This window comes from Paenarthrobacter sp. YIM B13468, assembly GCF_042788025.1.
Lineage (GTDB): Bacteria > Actinomycetota > Actinomycetes > Actinomycetales > Micrococcaceae > Arthrobacter > Arthrobacter aromaticivorans.
Genome location: NZ_JBHZPI010000002.1, coordinates 282394 through 297488 on the forward strand (window position 1 = coordinate 282394; position 15095 = coordinate 297488).

20 protein-coding genes are annotated in these 15095 nt (G+C 62.6%); 8 read left to right on the plus strand and 12 right to left on the minus strand.

The annotated features are described in order from the left end of the window. Positions 1-28: 28 nt before the first annotated feature. The 3 genes from ACFX4T_RS03340 to ACFX4T_RS03350 all read right to left on the minus strand — a co-directional run bounded on the left by ACFX4T_RS03340 (position 29) and on the right by ACFX4T_RS03350 (position 1388). The gene (locus ACFX4T_RS03340; RefSeq protein ID WP_377650770.1) at positions 29-778 is read right to left on the minus strand and encodes a dienelactone hydrolase family protein; all 750 of its coding nucleotides are present in this window, start codon (positions 776-778) and stop codon (positions 29-31) included. 46 nt (positions 779-824) lie between these two features. Further along, a complete protein-coding gene (locus tag ACFX4T_RS03345; protein ID WP_377650771.1) occupies positions 825-1007 on the minus strand; it encodes a putative glycolipid-binding domain-containing protein in 183 nt (60 codons plus the stop codon). Positions 1008-1184: 177 nt separating this feature from the next. After that, positions 1185-1388 (minus strand): cold-shock protein, encoded by a 204-nt coding sequence (locus ACFX4T_RS03350; protein ID WP_216925157.1) that lies wholly within the window; start codon positions 1386-1388, stop codon positions 1185-1187. A gap of 203 nt (positions 1389-1591) precedes the next feature. Between ACFX4T_RS03350 and ACFX4T_RS03355 the strand changes: the two genes are divergently transcribed. The 5 genes from ACFX4T_RS03355 to ACFX4T_RS03375 are packed head-to-tail and all read left to right on the plus strand — an operon-like array spanning position 1592 to position 3820. Next, positions 1592-1936 (plus strand): zinc ribbon domain-containing protein YjdM, encoded by a 345-nt coding sequence (locus ACFX4T_RS03355; protein ID WP_377650772.1) that lies wholly within the window; start codon positions 1592-1594, stop codon positions 1934-1936. A 15-nt stretch (positions 1937-1951) separates the two neighbouring features. Then, positions 1952-2458, plus strand: coding sequence for a universal stress protein (locus tag ACFX4T_RS03360; protein WP_377650773.1), 507 nt, complete (start codon positions 1952-1954; stop codon positions 2456-2458). Then, a complete protein-coding gene (locus ACFX4T_RS03365; RefSeq protein WP_377650774.1) occupies positions 2448-2876 on the plus strand; it encodes a fluoride efflux transporter FluC in 429 nt (142 codons plus the stop codon). Before ACFX4T_RS03360 ends, ACFX4T_RS03365 begins: the two co-directional genes overlap by 11 nt. Continuing rightward, positions 2873-3244, plus strand: a complete 372-nt coding sequence (gene crcB / locus ACFX4T_RS03370; protein WP_377650775.1) for a fluoride efflux transporter CrcB — start codon at positions 2873-2875, stop codon at positions 3242-3244. Before ACFX4T_RS03365 ends, crcB begins: the two co-directional genes overlap by 4 nt. A gap of 45 nt (positions 3245-3289) precedes the next feature. Next, positions 3290-3820: a ferritin gene (locus ACFX4T_RS03375; RefSeq protein ID WP_223946507.1), complete on the plus strand. Its 531-nt coding sequence runs from the start codon at positions 3290-3292 to the stop codon at positions 3818-3820. A 52-nt stretch (positions 3821-3872) separates the two neighbouring features. On the opposite strand, the gene zapE is transcribed toward ACFX4T_RS03375, so the two are convergent. Genes zapE through ACFX4T_RS03395 form a run of 4 tightly spaced genes read right to left on the minus strand, consistent with a single transcriptional unit; the run spans position 3873 to position 6990 of the window. Further along, positions 3873-5027, minus strand: a complete 1155-nt coding sequence (gene zapE, locus ACFX4T_RS03380) for a cell division protein ZapE (RefSeq protein ID WP_377650776.1) — start codon at positions 5025-5027, stop codon at positions 3873-3875. Then, positions 5024-6019 (minus strand): magnesium/cobalt transporter CorA, encoded by a 996-nt coding sequence (gene corA, locus ACFX4T_RS03385; RefSeq protein ID WP_377650777.1) that lies wholly within the window; start codon positions 6017-6019, stop codon positions 5024-5026. Before corA ends, zapE begins: the two co-directional genes overlap by 4 nt. A 9-nt stretch (positions 6020-6028) precedes the next feature. Further along, positions 6029-6454 (minus strand): DUF1761 domain-containing protein, encoded by a 426-nt coding sequence (locus tag ACFX4T_RS03390; protein WP_216925164.1) that lies wholly within the window; start codon positions 6452-6454, stop codon positions 6029-6031. A gap of 47 nt (positions 6455-6501) precedes the next feature. Next, entirely contained in the window at positions 6502-6990 is a 489-nt protein-coding gene (locus ACFX4T_RS03395) for an Lrp/AsnC family transcriptional regulator (protein WP_377650778.1), read from the minus strand. 168 nt (positions 6991-7158) lie between these two features. On the opposite strand from ACFX4T_RS03395, the gene ACFX4T_RS03400 reads away from it, so the two are divergent. Continuing rightward, positions 7159-8394 (plus strand): MFS transporter, encoded by a 1236-nt coding sequence (locus tag ACFX4T_RS03400; RefSeq protein ID WP_377650779.1) that lies wholly within the window; start codon positions 7159-7161, stop codon positions 8392-8394. Positions 8395-8421: 27 nt separating this feature from the next. Here the strand turns inward: ACFX4T_RS03400 and ACFX4T_RS03405 are convergent, their stop codons facing one another. The 3 genes from ACFX4T_RS03405 to ACFX4T_RS03415 form a co-directional block, all read right to left on the minus strand. Then, on the minus strand, positions 8422-8928 hold the full coding sequence (locus ACFX4T_RS03405) for an Lrp/AsnC family transcriptional regulator (protein WP_216925167.1): 507 nt from the start codon (positions 8926-8928) through the stop codon (positions 8422-8424). Between the two features lie 114 nt (positions 8929-9042). Beyond that, positions 9043-9705, minus strand: a complete 663-nt coding sequence (locus tag ACFX4T_RS03410) for a TMEM175 family protein (RefSeq protein ID WP_377650780.1) — start codon at positions 9703-9705, stop codon at positions 9043-9045. Next, positions 9702-10964 carry an MFS transporter gene (locus ACFX4T_RS03415; protein WP_377650781.1) on the minus strand — a complete coding sequence of 421 codons (1263 nt, stop codon included), beginning with the start codon at positions 10962-10964 and terminating at the stop codon, positions 9702-9704. The genes ACFX4T_RS03410 and ACFX4T_RS03415 overlap by 4 nt, the downstream gene beginning before the upstream one ends. 127 nt (positions 10965-11091) lie before the next feature. Between ACFX4T_RS03415 and ACFX4T_RS03420 the strand changes: the two genes are divergently transcribed. Continuing rightward, entirely contained in the window at positions 11092-12066 is a 975-nt protein-coding gene (locus tag ACFX4T_RS03420) for a LysR family transcriptional regulator (protein ID WP_377650782.1), read from the plus strand. On the opposite strand, the gene ACFX4T_RS03425 is transcribed toward ACFX4T_RS03420, so the two are convergent. Continuing rightward, on the minus strand, positions 12041-13075 hold the full coding sequence (locus tag ACFX4T_RS03425) for a nitronate monooxygenase (RefSeq protein WP_377650783.1): 1035 nt from the start codon (positions 13073-13075) through the stop codon (positions 12041-12043). The genes ACFX4T_RS03420 and ACFX4T_RS03425 overlap by 26 nt on opposite strands. Positions 13076-13116: 41 nt before the next feature. Between ACFX4T_RS03425 and ACFX4T_RS03430 the strand changes: the two genes are divergently transcribed. Further along, positions 13117-14052: an N-acetylglucosamine kinase gene (locus ACFX4T_RS03430; RefSeq protein WP_377650784.1), complete on the plus strand. Its 936-nt coding sequence runs from the start codon at positions 13117-13119 to the stop codon at positions 14050-14052. 9 nt (positions 14053-14061) lie between these two features. On the opposite strand, the gene ACFX4T_RS03435 is transcribed toward ACFX4T_RS03430, so the two are convergent. Further along, the gene (locus ACFX4T_RS03435) at positions 14062-15084 is read right to left on the minus strand and encodes a pirin family protein (RefSeq protein ID WP_377650785.1); all 1023 of its coding nucleotides are present in this window, start codon (positions 15082-15084) and stop codon (positions 14062-14064) included. Positions 15085-15095 lie beyond the last annotated feature (11 nt).

Below are 15095 nucleotides of genomic sequence, written 5' to 3' on the forward strand. Positions count from 1 at the left end.
CGCCGGCCGCGGCGGCGGTCCGGGGTGTTCAGCCCTTCAATGTGCTGTCGAGCAAAGCCTGCAGCTCCTGGAAGTGCCGCTCGGTGGCTTCGGGGTGGAAGGCGGAGGTATCCGCCATGGTGTAGCCGTGTGGCGCCCCTGCATATATTTCGTTCGACGCCTGGAGCCCCGCGGCCTTAAGGGCGGCGCCCAACCTGGCTACGGCATCCGGTGCCATGCTCCGGTCATGGTCCGCGTGACCGAATACGAAACGGGATCGTGCCTTGCTCAGCCCGAGGTGCGGGCTATCAGGCTGGTCCGTGGCCAGCCCGCCGCCGTGGAAGCCGCCGCAGGCTGCCACCACGTCCGGGTGGGAGTTGGCGGTGCGCACAGCCAGCCGGGCACCCATGCAGTAACCGGTTGTCCCCACGGGTCCGAGAGCCACGCCGTCGAGCCCGGCCAGTGCGGACAGCCATGCCTCGATGTCCGGCATTGCCTTGTCCGGCGTCAGGCGGGCCACCCGGGGGAAGGCAGCCTTGCCTGCCGCCTCCCTGCCTTCCTGGGTTGACATGTCCCCGACTGTGGCGAGCTCAGCGACTGATCCTTCGCGGTAGAAAACGTTCGGCGCTAGCACCACGTATCCCCAGTCGGAGATGCGCTGCGCCATCTCCTGGATTCGGGGGCGCAGGCCGAAGGCGTCCATGTAGAAGATCACGCCGGGAACAGGGCCGGTTACGGTGGACGGCCGGGCCACCAATGCCTCTGCGGTGCCTTCTGCGGCAGGGATCTCGATAGGCATGGACCCACACTATCGGAGCTTGCTGGAATCACGGCGGGTATTGGGACTAGCCAGATGGTGGATTGCGTGAGTACAGGCCGGGGTAGTCGATGACGAACCCGTCAGCATCGACGGTGATTTGCCGGCTGAAGTCGCTGTCCAGTGATTCATAGAGGTATAGATTGACGGCGATTCTCGTGTACGCCTGTGGGTCAGTGATGGTGGAGCGGGCCCTGAGTTTTCCGCCCACGGTGAAAGTGGAGGCATTCGATGCTGCGCATCTGCACGCCATACCAGGTGTAGCTCACAGGCACACTTCCCACCGCTTCCGTGATGGCATCAGTTTCTTCCGGAGTTGCCCCGCGAGGAAGCGGTCCAACAAAACCGGCCAGGCACGTAACATGCCTGGCCGGTTTCTTGTGGGAGTTTAGAGGGGTTGGATGTTCTCCGCCTGAGGTCCCTTAGGGCCTTGGGTGATGTCGAACTGGACCTTCTGGTTCTCGTCCAAGGAACGGTATCCGCTGGAGGCAATTGCGGAATAGTGGGCGAATACATCCGGGCCACCGTCGTCCGGGGCAATAAATCCGAAGCCCTTTTCAGCGTTGAACCATTTTACTGTGCCTGTAGCCATGCTTGTTTTTCCTTCACGGGTCGCTGGTCGGTACCGCTTGTCGGATCACCGTCCCCGCCACTCACATTATTGAGCCTATGTGTCGATCTGACATGGGGCAACAGATTCTGCAGCGTCTTTCGTAATGTCGTGGTCCCTGGGTGCGCTGTCTGGCTGTGCTTGGAACAGCCGGGCTGCGGTGGATCCCCCTTTAGAATTACCCTGTGAACGACTCTCTGCCTCCGTGCCCCGAATGCTCCAGTGAATACACCTACCAGATGGGCGCGCTGCTGGTTTGCCCTGAATGCGCCCACGAATGGTCACCCGCAGCCGAGACCGACGGGCAGGCCCACGTCATCAAAGACGCGGTGGGCAACATCCTGAGTGACGGAGACACCGTCACGGTGGTTAGGGACCTCAAGGTGAAGGGCAGCGCTACGGCCATCAAGGTCGGCACCAAAGTGCGGAACATCCGGCTCGTCGACGGCGTGGGAGACCACGATATTGACTGCAAGGTGGACGGATTCGGCCCCATGCAGCTCAAGTCCAGCGTTGTGAAGAAAGTCTGACGGGAGGCCTGCACGATGACCGGGACCTCCGTACCCAAAGGCCTCGTCGGCCCCGTCCTGGTAGGCGTCATGCCCGGGCAGCGGCCCGTCGTCGTCGAGCGTGCCGCCGAGGTGGCGCTCAGCGCCGGGCTCCCGCTGGTGTGCGCGTTCGTCGATGTGACCGTCTATCCCGTGGACGGCACCACGGGTGGGCCGTCTGCCCCGATCGATCCCGACGGCGTGGACGATGACGCCGAGAACGCTCCGGAATCCGTGCGGGCAGCAATCGCCACCCAGTTGGCTGAGGCTGATCTGACCTGGTCCATCGTTTCCCTGGCAGGGGAGCCGGCACGGGCGTTGGCACGCGAGGCCGAAGATATCGGGGCGTCCATGATTGTGGTGGGCTCAAGGGACCGCAAGCTCGGTTCGGCCATCAAAGAGCTGACGGCGGGCTCCATTGCCCGGCAGCTCTTCCACCGCCAGGATCGTCCTGTGCTGGTTGTGCCCGTGGAGCCACGCGTACCGGTGGATGATGACGACTGAGATCAGGCGTCCCGTCCATCTTCACTGGGGGTTCATCGGAATTGTGGCAGCAGGCGGCGTCTTGGGGGCGCTCGCCCGCTACGGCCTCGGACTGTTGATTCCTGCGCCAGGGTCCTGGCCGTTACCCACCCTTCTGATCAACCTTTCCGGCGCCCTGGCACTCGGCGCTTTGCTGGAGGGGTTGGCCAGGAGGGGGCCCGACGTCGGGCCTCGCCGGGTGTTGCGCCTAGCCTTGGGTACGGGCTTCCTGGGTGCTTACACCACGTACAGCACGCTTGCATTGGATGCTGTGCACCTGTGCACTGCCGGTCACACGACTGCTGCCCTGGGTTATCTGGGCGTGAGCCTGCTGGGTGGGGCGCTTGCAACCCTGGCCGGAATCTGGTTCGCCGCATGGCATCACAGGCGTGCGAAATGACTGTCCTCCTGTTGGCCCTCGCGGGGGGACTGGGCGCGGCTGTGAGGTTCATGGTGGACGGGCTCATCCGGGCACGCGTACGTACTGCCATGCCGTGGGCCACCATCCTCATCAATGTTTCCGGTTCCTTGCTCCTGGGGTTCCTGGCCGGCTTGGTGATGGAAGGGCAGGCGCCTGAATCCCTTCAACTCATCCTCGGCACTGGTTTCCTGGGCGGCTACACCACCTTCAGCACGGCAAGCCTGGAGACCATCAGGCTGGTACAGAGTGGGCGGCTAGGGCTGGCGCTCGTCAACGGATTGGGTTCCATGGCCGTTAGCGTCGGGGCTGCCGCCGCGGGTGTTTGGTTCGCTCTGCTGCTGGCTTAACAGATGACCTTCTGGCTGTCTTGGCCCGGCTGTAGGATCGGTCCCATGGCTAAGAAGACATTCAATGAGCTGTTGTCCGTTCAGGTCGCCAATGAATTTGCGGCCTCCCAGCAATACATTGCAGTGGCCGTGTATTTTGACGGCCAGGACTTGCCGCAGCTTGCCCGGCATTTCTACCGCCAGTCCCTCGAGGAGCGCAATCACGCCATGATGATGGTCCAGTACATGCTGGACCGCAACGTGCCCGTTGAGATTCCCGGCATCGCCCCGGTCCGCAACAACTTCACCAACGCCAAGGAACCGATCGCTTTGGCTCTTGAGCAGGAAAGGGAAGTTACGCGCAACATTGAGGAGATGTTCCGCGCCGCCCGTGCTGAGGGCGACGCCTTGGGCGAGCAGTTCATGCTGTGGTTCCTCAAGGAACAGGTTGAGGAAGTTGCCTCCATGACCACGCTTCTCAACATCACGGAGCGGGCGGAAAACCTCTTCGACATCGAGAATTACGTTGCCCGTGAGAGCGTTGGCGATGCCGGGCATGATTCCAGTGCGCCCTCTGCTGCAGGCGGCGCGATCTAGGAGCAATAAACCAAGGGTCAACACCCACAGCATTCCCGAGGCCGCCCGAGGCTCAGCTTCCGGCGGCCTCTTCGATCGCCAAAGCATCGTCATTGTCGGACCTGCCCAGCAGCGACAGGCGGCTGGCAATGCGGGCCAGATCCACGGGCAGGACGCTGCCGGAGGGCTCAGCGTCCCAGTCCAGGGGCCCCGCGCCGATCAGGAACAAGGTGATGTCCTGATCGTGAAGCACATCCACGGCATTACTGAACCGCTGCCATGCGGGCGCGGAAGCGGGGTCGCCCCCGGCAGGGGAGGGAACGTCGTCGATAACCCAAGTCTTGAAACTGTGCGCCAAGGTCAGGAAGTCCGCGGTGGAGGTCAGCCCCGCACACAATTCCGGGAACCCCACCCAGAGCAGGTCCGGGTCTGCGTTCTTGACAACGATCGGTTGCGTTGTTGGGGTCAGTACACGGCTTTGGGACAGGGACGGCCGGAAGAGTCCCAACCGTCCCAGTTGTTTGGGCGTGCCCGGAGTGATGATCCGGCCAGAGCTAAATGCCTTGGGCGCGTCGCCGGGTTTTGAACCTGCTGATGGAAACCGCCGGAAATCGGCGGGGCCGTTGATCTCCACAATCTCCATCATCTCTTTGATGGCTTCGATGGTGGGCACAAAATGGTCGTGCCACAGGGGATTGGGCAGTAAGTCGTCAGGGGCGTAGTTGGACGTCACCACCAAAGGAATCCGGCGCTGCGCTGCGGTTCGCAGTAATCGCGCGATAAACATCCCATCGCCGACGTCGTGGACATGGAATTCGTCGAAGAACAGGACGTCGATATCGGCCAGGAGCACATCCACAGAGTGCTGTATGGCTGTTCCATCCGCGGAACCGGAACGGTGCGTTCCGGTGTGGAGCTTGCGGAAGAAATCATGAAAGTGGATGCGGCGTTTCCGAGCCCGGAGCCTGTCGTGGAAACTGTCCATGAGCCACGTTTTGCCGCGACCCACAGGTCCGTGAAGATAGATGCTCCGCGGCGTCCTTTGCTGACGCGCTCGACGGCGGGCCGTTACCGCTGCGCCAAATGCCGCCAACCGCTGCGCTGCTTCATGCTGACTGGGCTCGAGCTGGAAACCCAACCGTCCGGCGTCGTGCGTGATGCCCTCCAGCAGCGCCAGGACAGAATCGTGTGCTCCCGGCCCTCGCTGCGGTAGGAGCGGGGGCGTCACAGCCAACCCTTCCGCTTGAAAATGAGATACATGAGCATGGCTGCGCCGAACATGAGCCCGATGGCCATTGGATAGCCGAAGTCCCAGTGCAGTTCGGGCATGTGGTCGAAGTTCATGCCGTAAACGCCTGCCACGAAGGAGGGAGCGAACAGAATGGCGGCCCACGAGGAAATCTTCTTGACCTGTTCGTTCTGCGCGGCGCTCGCCTCGTTCTGGCGGTTCGCTGTCAGGGTGCCATCAAGGGTCAAGGCGTTCTGCAGGAGGTCCCTGAAGGAGTTCGCCCTGGAGATGACGCGCTGGACGTGGTCCTCTACGTCGCGGAGGGAACGCTGGAGTTCGATGTCCACGCCGTACTTCTCGAAGCCCTTCTCCAGCAGCACCATGATGTCCGGAAGAGGCTGGATGGCCCGTTGGAATTGGATGACTTCACGGGCAAGTTCATAGATCCGGCGGGACACCGCTGTATCGCCGCTGAAGAGCTGGTCCTCAATTTCGTCGATGTCGTTCTCAAGCCCGGCCACGACAGGCGCATAATCGTCCACCACCTGGTCCAGGAGGGCATACAGTACCGCTTCCGGTCCATGCCGTAAAAGGTCCGGGCGCTGCTCCAAACGGTGCCGGACACGCGCAACTCCGCCGGTCTCGGCATGGCGGATGGTCACCACGAAATTGGGACCCGTGAAGATGTGCAGCTCGCCGAACTCCACCGTCTCGGAATCATCCAGATAGCGGGCGGGTCGCAGGACCGTAAAGAGGTTGTTGTCGTAACGTTCCAGTTTTGGCCGCTGGTGCGCTGAAACGGCGTCCTCCACGGCGAGTTCGTGGAGGCCGAATTCGTGGGCGACCGCGGCCATCTCGTCCCGGGTGGGCCGGTATAGCCCGATCCATGCCATGCCTCCTTGCTCCGAGAGTGACTCGAAAGTCTGCTCAAGGTTGCGTGGGGTGGCTGTGCGTACGCCCTCTACATAGACGGCGTTATCAATGATGGTCACGAGTGAACGCTACTGCATGGCACCGATGATGGCGCCGGCAATGGTCATGGCGAGGATGTCGTGCCCCGCATCAATAACAGTCACCTCAGAGGGCCGCCCGGCGAAACCATTGTGAATGACATGTCCTCCGGCACGGAAGACCAAAGCCAGGATCAGGGCGAAGAGGCCGCCGGACAGGAAAGTGTTGAGCGCCAGAGCACTGATCAGGATGGCCAGCAGAATACTGGTGAGCGCCGCAGCAAGCATCATGGGAATCCAGATGCCAGCTCCACCATCGATGTTCTTAAGGTCCTCTTCGGTTTTGCCGATCGCTTGCATCCACCGGCGCCCAAGGACGGCCGGCATGTACCAAACGAACCCGATCACCATGCTTGAAATGAAAGCCAGGAGGACAGCGAGCCAGTTGATCTGCAATATGTGTGAGAGCCAATCCATGGTCAAAAGCCTAATCGGGGGCGACCCCTGGGACCGTGTCCAAGGGCTCATGCTGACCGCGTGTTGGTGGAACCGGCGAGCCTTTCCATCAAAGGCGCCGTGCGGTAGGGGATGTGCGTGTGGAGGGCCAGGACAGTTTCTGTGCGGATGACGCCCTTGGTGCGCAGGACGGACCTCAGCGCGGATTGCAGGTTATGCGTATCCGTTGCAACTACGCGGCACCAGAGATCTCCACGGCCGGAGATTTCGTGGACCTCCAGCACCTGCGGAATCAGCCGCAGGGCGCCGATGACGCCATCGAGTTCGCGGTGTGTCACTTCAATGGTGATGAAAGCTACGACGTCGTACCCCACCTTTTCGAGGTCCACTTCGCGACCTGCTGCCTGAAGGACCCCGGACCGGAGCAGGCGTTTGAGGCGGCTCTGCGCAGTATTGCGGGCGATACCGAGCGAGTCGCTGAGCTCGGCGATCTGGATGCGGGGGTCTTTGATGAGTTCCAGCAGGATCTTCAAGTCCATGGGGTCCAAGGTATTCAAATGGTCACTCCGGCTTACTTAGACGACACTACTTTGAGTATTTTGCTCAATTTTCCCACGTTTGTACTTCGTTGAGCGCAGTACTACGGCAATCTGTTGCTACCGAAACCTGGCTGCGCCTCCATCCCACAAGGAGCCCGCGTGCAGCCCCGAATCAAAGGCACGGAAATGACTGTCTTGAGCGAACTCCGCATGCGCCCGGCCACCGCCGGCGTCCGGAGCTGGGATGCGAGCACCACTGCGAGGTTGGTCCTGGCCGGCATAGTGATCTTCACCCTGTTGGTGGGCGCAAACCTGGCCACACCTCTATATCCTTTGCTGCAGGCCCGGCTGGGCATGTCCCCTTTGGACGTCACGGTGGCCTTTGCCAGCTACGTACTGGCGCTTGTTGTGGTTCTCATGGTGGCGGGGCACTGGTCCGATCACATTGGGAGGCGGGCGGCTCTGGTGCTTGCCGTCGTCATGGGTTTGCTGGGCGGCATCATCTTCGCGAATGCTGACAGTCTTGGCATGCTGTCCCTCGGCAGGGCCTTCCAAGGCGTGGCAGTAGGGCTGGCCACCGGGGCCAGCTCCGCAGCCCTGCGTGAACTGTTGCCTCAGAGGCCTGACTGGGCTTCCCGCTTCACGTTGCTCTCCTCGGCTGGCGGTGTGGCTGCCGGACCCGCGATCGGTGGTCTCCTGTCGCTGCTTCCGGACCCTACGCGTACGCCGTACTACATCCACTCCGGGGTGCTGCTCGCCGCGCTCATTCCGCTGTGGCTACTCAAGGCAAGGCCCGCGATTGCCCCCGCCGCAGGAAAGCCGGCGTTCAAGGTTCTCGCTCCACGAAAACCCGCCATTTCCAGTCACGCGCGCGGTGCCTTTTGGATGGCATCGGCAGTGGGCTTCCTGAGCTTCGCAGTCTTTGGTTTCTGTCTGTCGCTGGCTCCCGGATATTTCGCAACGGCGGTGCATGCTGATTCCAGACCCCTTATCGGGTTGCTGGCTGGGGTGACCTTGGGTGCATCGGCGCTCAGCCAGCTGGTGGGAGTACGCGGACGCTACCTGGTCCCCGTTGCCTTGGCAGTGTTGGGCATCTCGATAGTCCTGGTGGGAGCTGCCGCTGCTTGGTCGAGTCCGTTGTTGCTGGTTGCCGCCAGCGTGACCGCCGGCGCAGGGCAGGGCGTCGCGTTCCGCCAGGTGTTCAACGACGTAGCCGGGAAGGTAGAGGCGGCCCGTCATGCACAGGTCATCAGCACGGTGTACGTCATCACGTATTTGGGAAGTGCGGTTCCGGTGATTGGCTTGGGATTGGCGGTCTCGGCGCTGGGCTTGCAGGCCGCCGTCGTTGGTTTTACCGTGCTGTGCGGGGTCGCGGCACTGGCGCTCGCAGCGGCGTCACTCCGGGGTGCCCTGCGCGCCTGAGCGTGATTATCCGGGAACCAGCCTGGCTTACTCGGGAAGCGGACCGCGGTTGCCGGGGATGTGCTGGAAGACCATCGTGGTCTCCGTGTGTCCGACCACCGGATCAGTAGCGAGGTTATCGAGCAGCCAGTTGCGGAGGTCGTCGGTGTTGGCGACAGCAATGTGCAGAAGATAGTCCACGGAGCCTGTGGTGTGGAAAGTGGAGATCACTGCCGGCAGCTTAGGGACGCGTGCGGTGAAGCGGTCGATCTGGTCCCGGTCGTGGGCACGGAGACGAACAGCGATGAGCGCCTGCACCGAGCGACCGATGGCCGGCAGGCTGAGGATCGCTTCAAAGCCTTCGATGATCCCGCGTTCGGACAGGGCCCTTGTACGCATCAGCGCAGTGGAGGGAGCGATTCCCACGAGTTCGGCCAATTGTTTGTTGGAGATGCGGGCGTCCTCCACCAGGGCGGCGAGAATTCGTTCATCAATAGCGTCCAGCGGCTCGGCGCTGCCCGAAGTTGGCCGAACATTCTTCGCGGGGTTGCTCACGGATCCTCCTGAAATTGCCTTTCATTCATCATAATCATTGAAATCCTGGCTATCCATTCGTTCCTACTCGCGGTTCCCGAATATTTGGCTGGGCTCATCGCGGTACAACGTGGATTATTTTTGCGCTGGGTCCACGTCTTCTCGCTCGCTGTTCTTCAGGCTCCGACGCCGGGCGAGCCGTTGGAGTGGCTCACTGAGCACCATCAGGAGCAACGGCAGGTTCCCCAGGTCCGGAACTATGAGAGCCAGGATCAGTGCGGCGAGGAAGAGGGCCGCCACGATGGTCCCGGCCTGGATCCCGGATCTCGTCGCCGCCTCGTCCAGGTCATGCAAGTGCGGGTGCGAGCGAAGATAGACGCGAGCCAGCAGCAGAAGGAAGCTCGTAGCGAAAAGCGTTCCTATGTAGACAAGCGGCTGCGCCCAATCCTCATGCATCTGTGCTGACAGTGCAGTTGCCACCGGCATCCACACAATGGTGAACATCCATGCGATAGTCAGCCACAAAAGTACTGAATCCACCAGCCGGACGTTGCGGAAGAGCCGGTGATGGTGCACCCAAAAAACAGAGATAAGGAGGAAGCTCAGGACGAATCCAAGGAGGGGATACCGCTCCTCGGCAAACCACTGGGCAGTGGTGCCTTTATGGTCAGCGAGTTCACCAACGCTCTCCATGAGGGGCAGGATCAGCAAGGTCAAGGCGATCGCCACCACGGCATCTGTAAACGCCTGCAGCCGTTCGGGCGAGGACAGCTCCCGGGAACTTGCGACCTCTGTCATGCCTCCGATTGTAGGGGTTTCGGTGCCGAAAGCGGCCTGATTTGCGCGGGCGGTGAGCGATGTACGACGGCGGTGATTACCGCCGTCGTGATGGCAAGGGCCATGACGCTCCAGGCCAGAGCCGGCCAACCGAATGCCTGGAAAGCCAGGCCTCCCGCCCAGCCGATGACACTGGACCCCAAATAGTAGGAGAGGTTATAGAGCGATGCCGCTTGGGCGCGGCCTGTTGTGGCGATGGCACCGGTCCAACCCGAACCCACGCTGTGGGCTGCGAAAAAGCCTCCCGTAAACACCACGAGGCCGATCAGCGTCGCCACAAGGTTCTCTGCCAACGTGAGGGCGAGTCCGGCAATCATCATGGCAATCCCAAAGAGCAGGACATTGCGCCGCCCGAAGCGCGTGGTGAGCCCGGCGGCCCATCGGGAGCTGACGGTACCGGAGAGATAGGCCAGGAAAATGAGGCTCACCAGTGTGGTGGGAAGTCCGAATGGTTCGCCGTGGAGTCGGAATCCGAGGTAGTTGTAGACCGCGACAAATCCGCCCATGAGCAGGAATGCCTGAAGGTAAAGGGAGAGCAGTTTGGGGTTTCTTGAATGGCTCCCCAGCGTGCTCAAGGCTCCTCGGAATCCGCTGGCCGGCGCGGGCATGAAGCGTCGCTGTTTGGGGACCAGCACCACGAACAGGACTGCGGAGACGGTGGCCAGCACGGACACTGCCAGCGCAGCTGTCCGCCACCCCCATAGTTCTCCCACTGGACCCGCGACCAAGCGTCCGGCAAGTCCGCCGAGCGTGGTTCCAGCGACGTAGCTCCCGGCTGCCAGTGCCGTGTGCATCGTTGTGACTTCCTCGTTGAGGTACGCGATGGCTATGGCTGGGATTCCGCCCAGGGCCATGCCTTCAAGTGTTCGCAGTCCCAGGACCAGTGGAACAGTCGGTGCCAGTGGAACAACCAGCCCCAGCACCGTTGCTGCTCCGATGCCGATGGCCATTGCGCGGACCCGGCCGATCCTGTCAGCGACGAAGGACCACGGCAGGACGCTCACGGCAAGTCCCACGGTGGCCAGGGAGATACTTAGTGCGGCTTCTGCTGCGGAGATTCGGAGGTCGGCCGCCATCAGTGGGAGGACCGCCTGGGTTGAGTACAGCTGGGCGAACGTAGCGACACCGGCCAAGGCCAAGGCGGCAAGCACACGTCGGTAGCCACGGGAACCCTTGGTGTGCCCGTCCCATGGTGTAACGCTCACTGCTGTTTTACTCACCGGGCCAGATTAGGCTTCCGGGACTGTGCGTTCCAATGCATGATTCGCTTATGATCCATGCAGTAATGCATGATTCTCTTACTCATGCTGGAGCGGCATATTCATGCTGGAGCGGAACGGAAGGCACATGGAACCGGATCACCAACAGCTTGTGCAGCTCCTGCCGCTGCTACCCGTCCTGGCAGAATTGGGCCGGACGGAGCACATGACGGAGACGGCTGAGCTCCTCGGCGTTCCCCAGTCCACGGTGAGTCGTGCAGTGGCCAGGGCAAGCGCGATTGTGGGAATGGATCTTCTTGTTCGTGATGGCCGTGGCATCCGCCTGACTCCGGCGGCAAGGACATTGCTGCCCTATATCGAAGCGGCGCTGGAAGACTTCCAAGCCGGATTGGACAGGGTCAGGCACGAATCGGACGTGGTGAGGGGACGCATCGGCGTCTCGTTCCAGCACACGTTCGGTGAAGCGACGCTGCCCCTGCTTATCAGTGCGTACGGCGGCCGCCATCCGCAGACGGTCTTCGAGCTGCGGCAGGGTCCGCGCGACGACTGCCTGGAGGAACTAGCCAGGGGCGATTCAGATTTCGCCCTCACTGCACCGATCGCCCCGGAAGGCAGGGGCATCCACTCCCTGCCTCTCTACAGGGAGCCGTTGCGCGTGGTGCTGCATTACCGGCACCCGCTCGCCAGTCGCTCCAGCGTGCACCTGTCCGAGCTGCGGCATGACCCGTATGTAGCGCTTCCCGCCGGTGTTGGCCTCCGGGCCCTGGGCGAAGCACTGTTGCGTGAAGCCGGTTTCCGTCCCCGGACTGCCTTTGAGGTTCAGGAATCCCACACTGTCAGGGGGCTGATCGCTGCCGGTCTGGGCTTCAGCATCCTGCCTCCCGCCGGGCCGGGCTCCGGAACCGGCCAGTTCCTGCCAGGGGCCGAGTTGGGACTTGTGGAAGTTCCCATCGAATCCGAGCTTGCCTTCCGGCAAATCGGCATGGCTTGGCGGGAGCGCACCTTCGAACCCGACGCCGTCAGGCTGTTCCGTGAGCTGGTGGTCGGGGAGGGCGAAGCGTTGCTGGCCGAACTTGTCAGAGCACGCTCAGGAAATCCCTGACAACATCAGCCGCGGATCCTTCCTTTGCTGATCGCCAACCTGTGCCCGCCCACAGGTTGAGGCGGTCAGGATCACCCGCCGCCGATGCTGCTGCCCGGATTGGCGCTGTCAGATGATGGATTGCCGGATAACCCTCGGGCGCGTCCGCGTGATCGCGGACGAACTCGTTGACCAGCGAGCGGGCGAATCGTCCCGTAAAGGCCCGGGTCCTGGCCGTCTCCGTAAAGCGCGGGTCGCCCAGGGCATCTTTATGTGTTTGCCGGGCTCCGCTTTCCTCCGTTCGTACCAGCGCCGTACCAACTTGCGCGGCTGCCGCACCAGCAGCCAGGACTTCGCGAAGCGCTGAACCGTCGCTGATCGCACCGGCCGCAACCAGCGGAAGGTCGACGGCGGCACGGACCTGGGCGATGAGACCCGCCGTCGTGCTGCTTGCGTTTTCTCCTGCACCGGCCGCGAGGAACGCGGCCGTGTGTGCTCCTGCGGAACTGTGCTGCACCGCAAGGGCATCCGGGCCCTCCTCCGCGGCCGCAAGGGCTTCGGGAATACTGGTCACACTGGAGATGACAGTAGTCCCGGCCTTCTGCAGTGCCTTGACCACAGATCGTCCCGGAAGCCCGAAGACGAAGCTGACGAACTCCACGGGATCCGCGATGAGTGCGTCGATTTTGTGCTGCCAGGCGTCGTCGTCGTCAAATCGGAGGGCCGGGACTGCCACGCCGTAGCGGGCCCCCTCTGCTTCAAGTTCCCTCCGGTAGGCCTCCAGGCTCGCACGCGCCGCCGCGGACGGGGAGAGTTGCGCCATGTCCGGTACAAAAACGTTCATGCCGAACCGGATGCCCATGGCACGCGCAGCTGCGATCTCGGCCGTCATGGCCTCGGGGCTTTTGTAGCCGGCGGCGAGAAAACCCAATCCACCGCCGGCCTGGACTGCCTGCACAAGAGCGGGGGTGGACGTTCCCCCAGCCATGGGCGCTGCAATGAAAGGCGTATCAAACAGGGAATGCGACATGGGCGGTTTCTCCTCGGGGCGCTCCAAGCTAGTCTTTCACGGTGAACAATCTTGACTCTGCCATGCATTCCCACGCGTCCCCGGAGGCACTCACCGGCACCGTGATCGGGCTGGATATCGGCGGAACGAAAACGCGGGGCGTGAGGTTCGAAGACGGCGTTCCCGTCCTGGACGAAAGCGCCGGAAGCTCCAATGTGCAGAATGTGAGCCGCGAGCAGGCCATGGCAAATCTCGCCGAACTTTTCGGAAAGATCGGCGGCGGTGAGGTTGACGAGGTTTACGCGGGTGCCGGAGGAATTGACACCGATGAGGACGCGCAAGCGCTCGCCGACTTGATCTCTCCACACGTCCCCGGGGCACGCATCACCGTGGTTCACGATTCCAGGCTGCTTCTGGCGGCCGGCGGAGCAAGCACAGGCGTCGCGGTGATTGCCGGGACCGGTTCTGCCGCGTGGGGACGGAACGCGGCCGGTGAGGAAGCCCGCGCCGGAGGCTGGGGTTATCTTCTGGGCGACGAGGGAAGCGGTTACTGGTTGGGCCGCGAAGCCGTTCGCCACAGCTTGCGGCGGATGAACCAGGGACTCGAGCCGGACACCCTGAGCCGTGCCTTGCTGGACTCCTGTGGAGTGGACGAGCCGGGCAAGCTTATCGCCTTGTTCCACTCCCCGGATACCGGTCGCCGCTACTGGGCTCAACAAGCGCGGCTGGTGGTCGAAGCTGCGGACGCTGGTGATGACACCAGCGCCCGCCTGGTGGATCAGGCCGGCAGGGATCTCGCTGACCTGGCAGAGCAAGCCGTCCGCCAACTGGGCTTGGATGGGCCGGTAATTCTCGGGAGCGGTTTGGGCATGAACGTCCGCCGGCTGCAGGAGTCATTCAGGGCGCGGCTGGCCGAACGGGGCATCGTCGATGTGCGGATTCTCCAACAGGACCCAGTGTTTGGAGTCCCCCGGCTTGTGGCCGAGCAGCGGGCGTAGCGCTTAAGCTCAGCCCCGGGTACGGGGACGCAGCTTGACGCCCGGAAGCGGCGGCGCGGGGATGCGTCCGGCTTCCGGCCCCGCGTCAGGACCATGGCCCTGGACCAATCCAAAGCGTGAAGTGGCGGCAGCGTCGTCGTCGAGAAGGCCTTCGGCCTCCCATTCCAAACGCGCTTTTTCCACTTCCTCATGCGTACGTCCCACGAAGTTCCACCACATCAAGAGGTCTTCCCCGAACGGTTCGCCACCCAAAAGCATGAAACGGGTATCCGTCTGGGCATCTGCGGTCAGGTTCTGCCTGCCGGCACCCAGATAGGCCAGGGGGCCCGGTTGGATGTCTTCGCCGTCGATGACCAGGTGGCCGTCCAGCACCAACACTGCATGTTCAAATTCAGGGCGCAGCGGAAGCTGGAGCGTACCTGTGCCGGTGATGTCAGCACCTACGATCGGGCTGAACATCGTGGCAGGGGAGCGTTCACCCGCAAATTCACCCACCATCACCGTTGCCGTGTAGCCCTCGCCAACAGCGACTGGAAGCTCGCTGTGTTGCTCGAAGGAGGGTTCGCGGTGCCGGTGCTCGTCAGGGAGTGCAACCCACAACTGGAGTCCCCGCGACATGGGAATCTCGTCATCCGCTCCGGCCACCGTAGCTGCAGGCAGGACCGAGAATTCCGAATGGGAGATGCCGTGGCCCGCGGTCATGATGTTCAGTTCACCCGGTTTGACCACCACATCGCTTCCCACGCTGTCGCGGTGCCTAACGGCTCCCTCCAGCGGCCATGTCACGGTTTGGAGGCCGCAGTGAGGGTGGGGGAGGACACTCATTGCCACACGGTCCGGACCAAAACTGTCCAGGAAACACCAGGCGCCAACGGTGGGCAACCCGCGCTGGGGCAAGGTGCGGAACACGTTCATGGCGCGCACTCCACCCAGAGGAACTTCACGCTCTGGCCACAGTTGGACGCATGGTCCTTGTCCTTCATGGGCAGCGGGGCAGACTTGCTCCGCCGGCGAAGTATCAAGATTGGTCATGTGTTCATCAC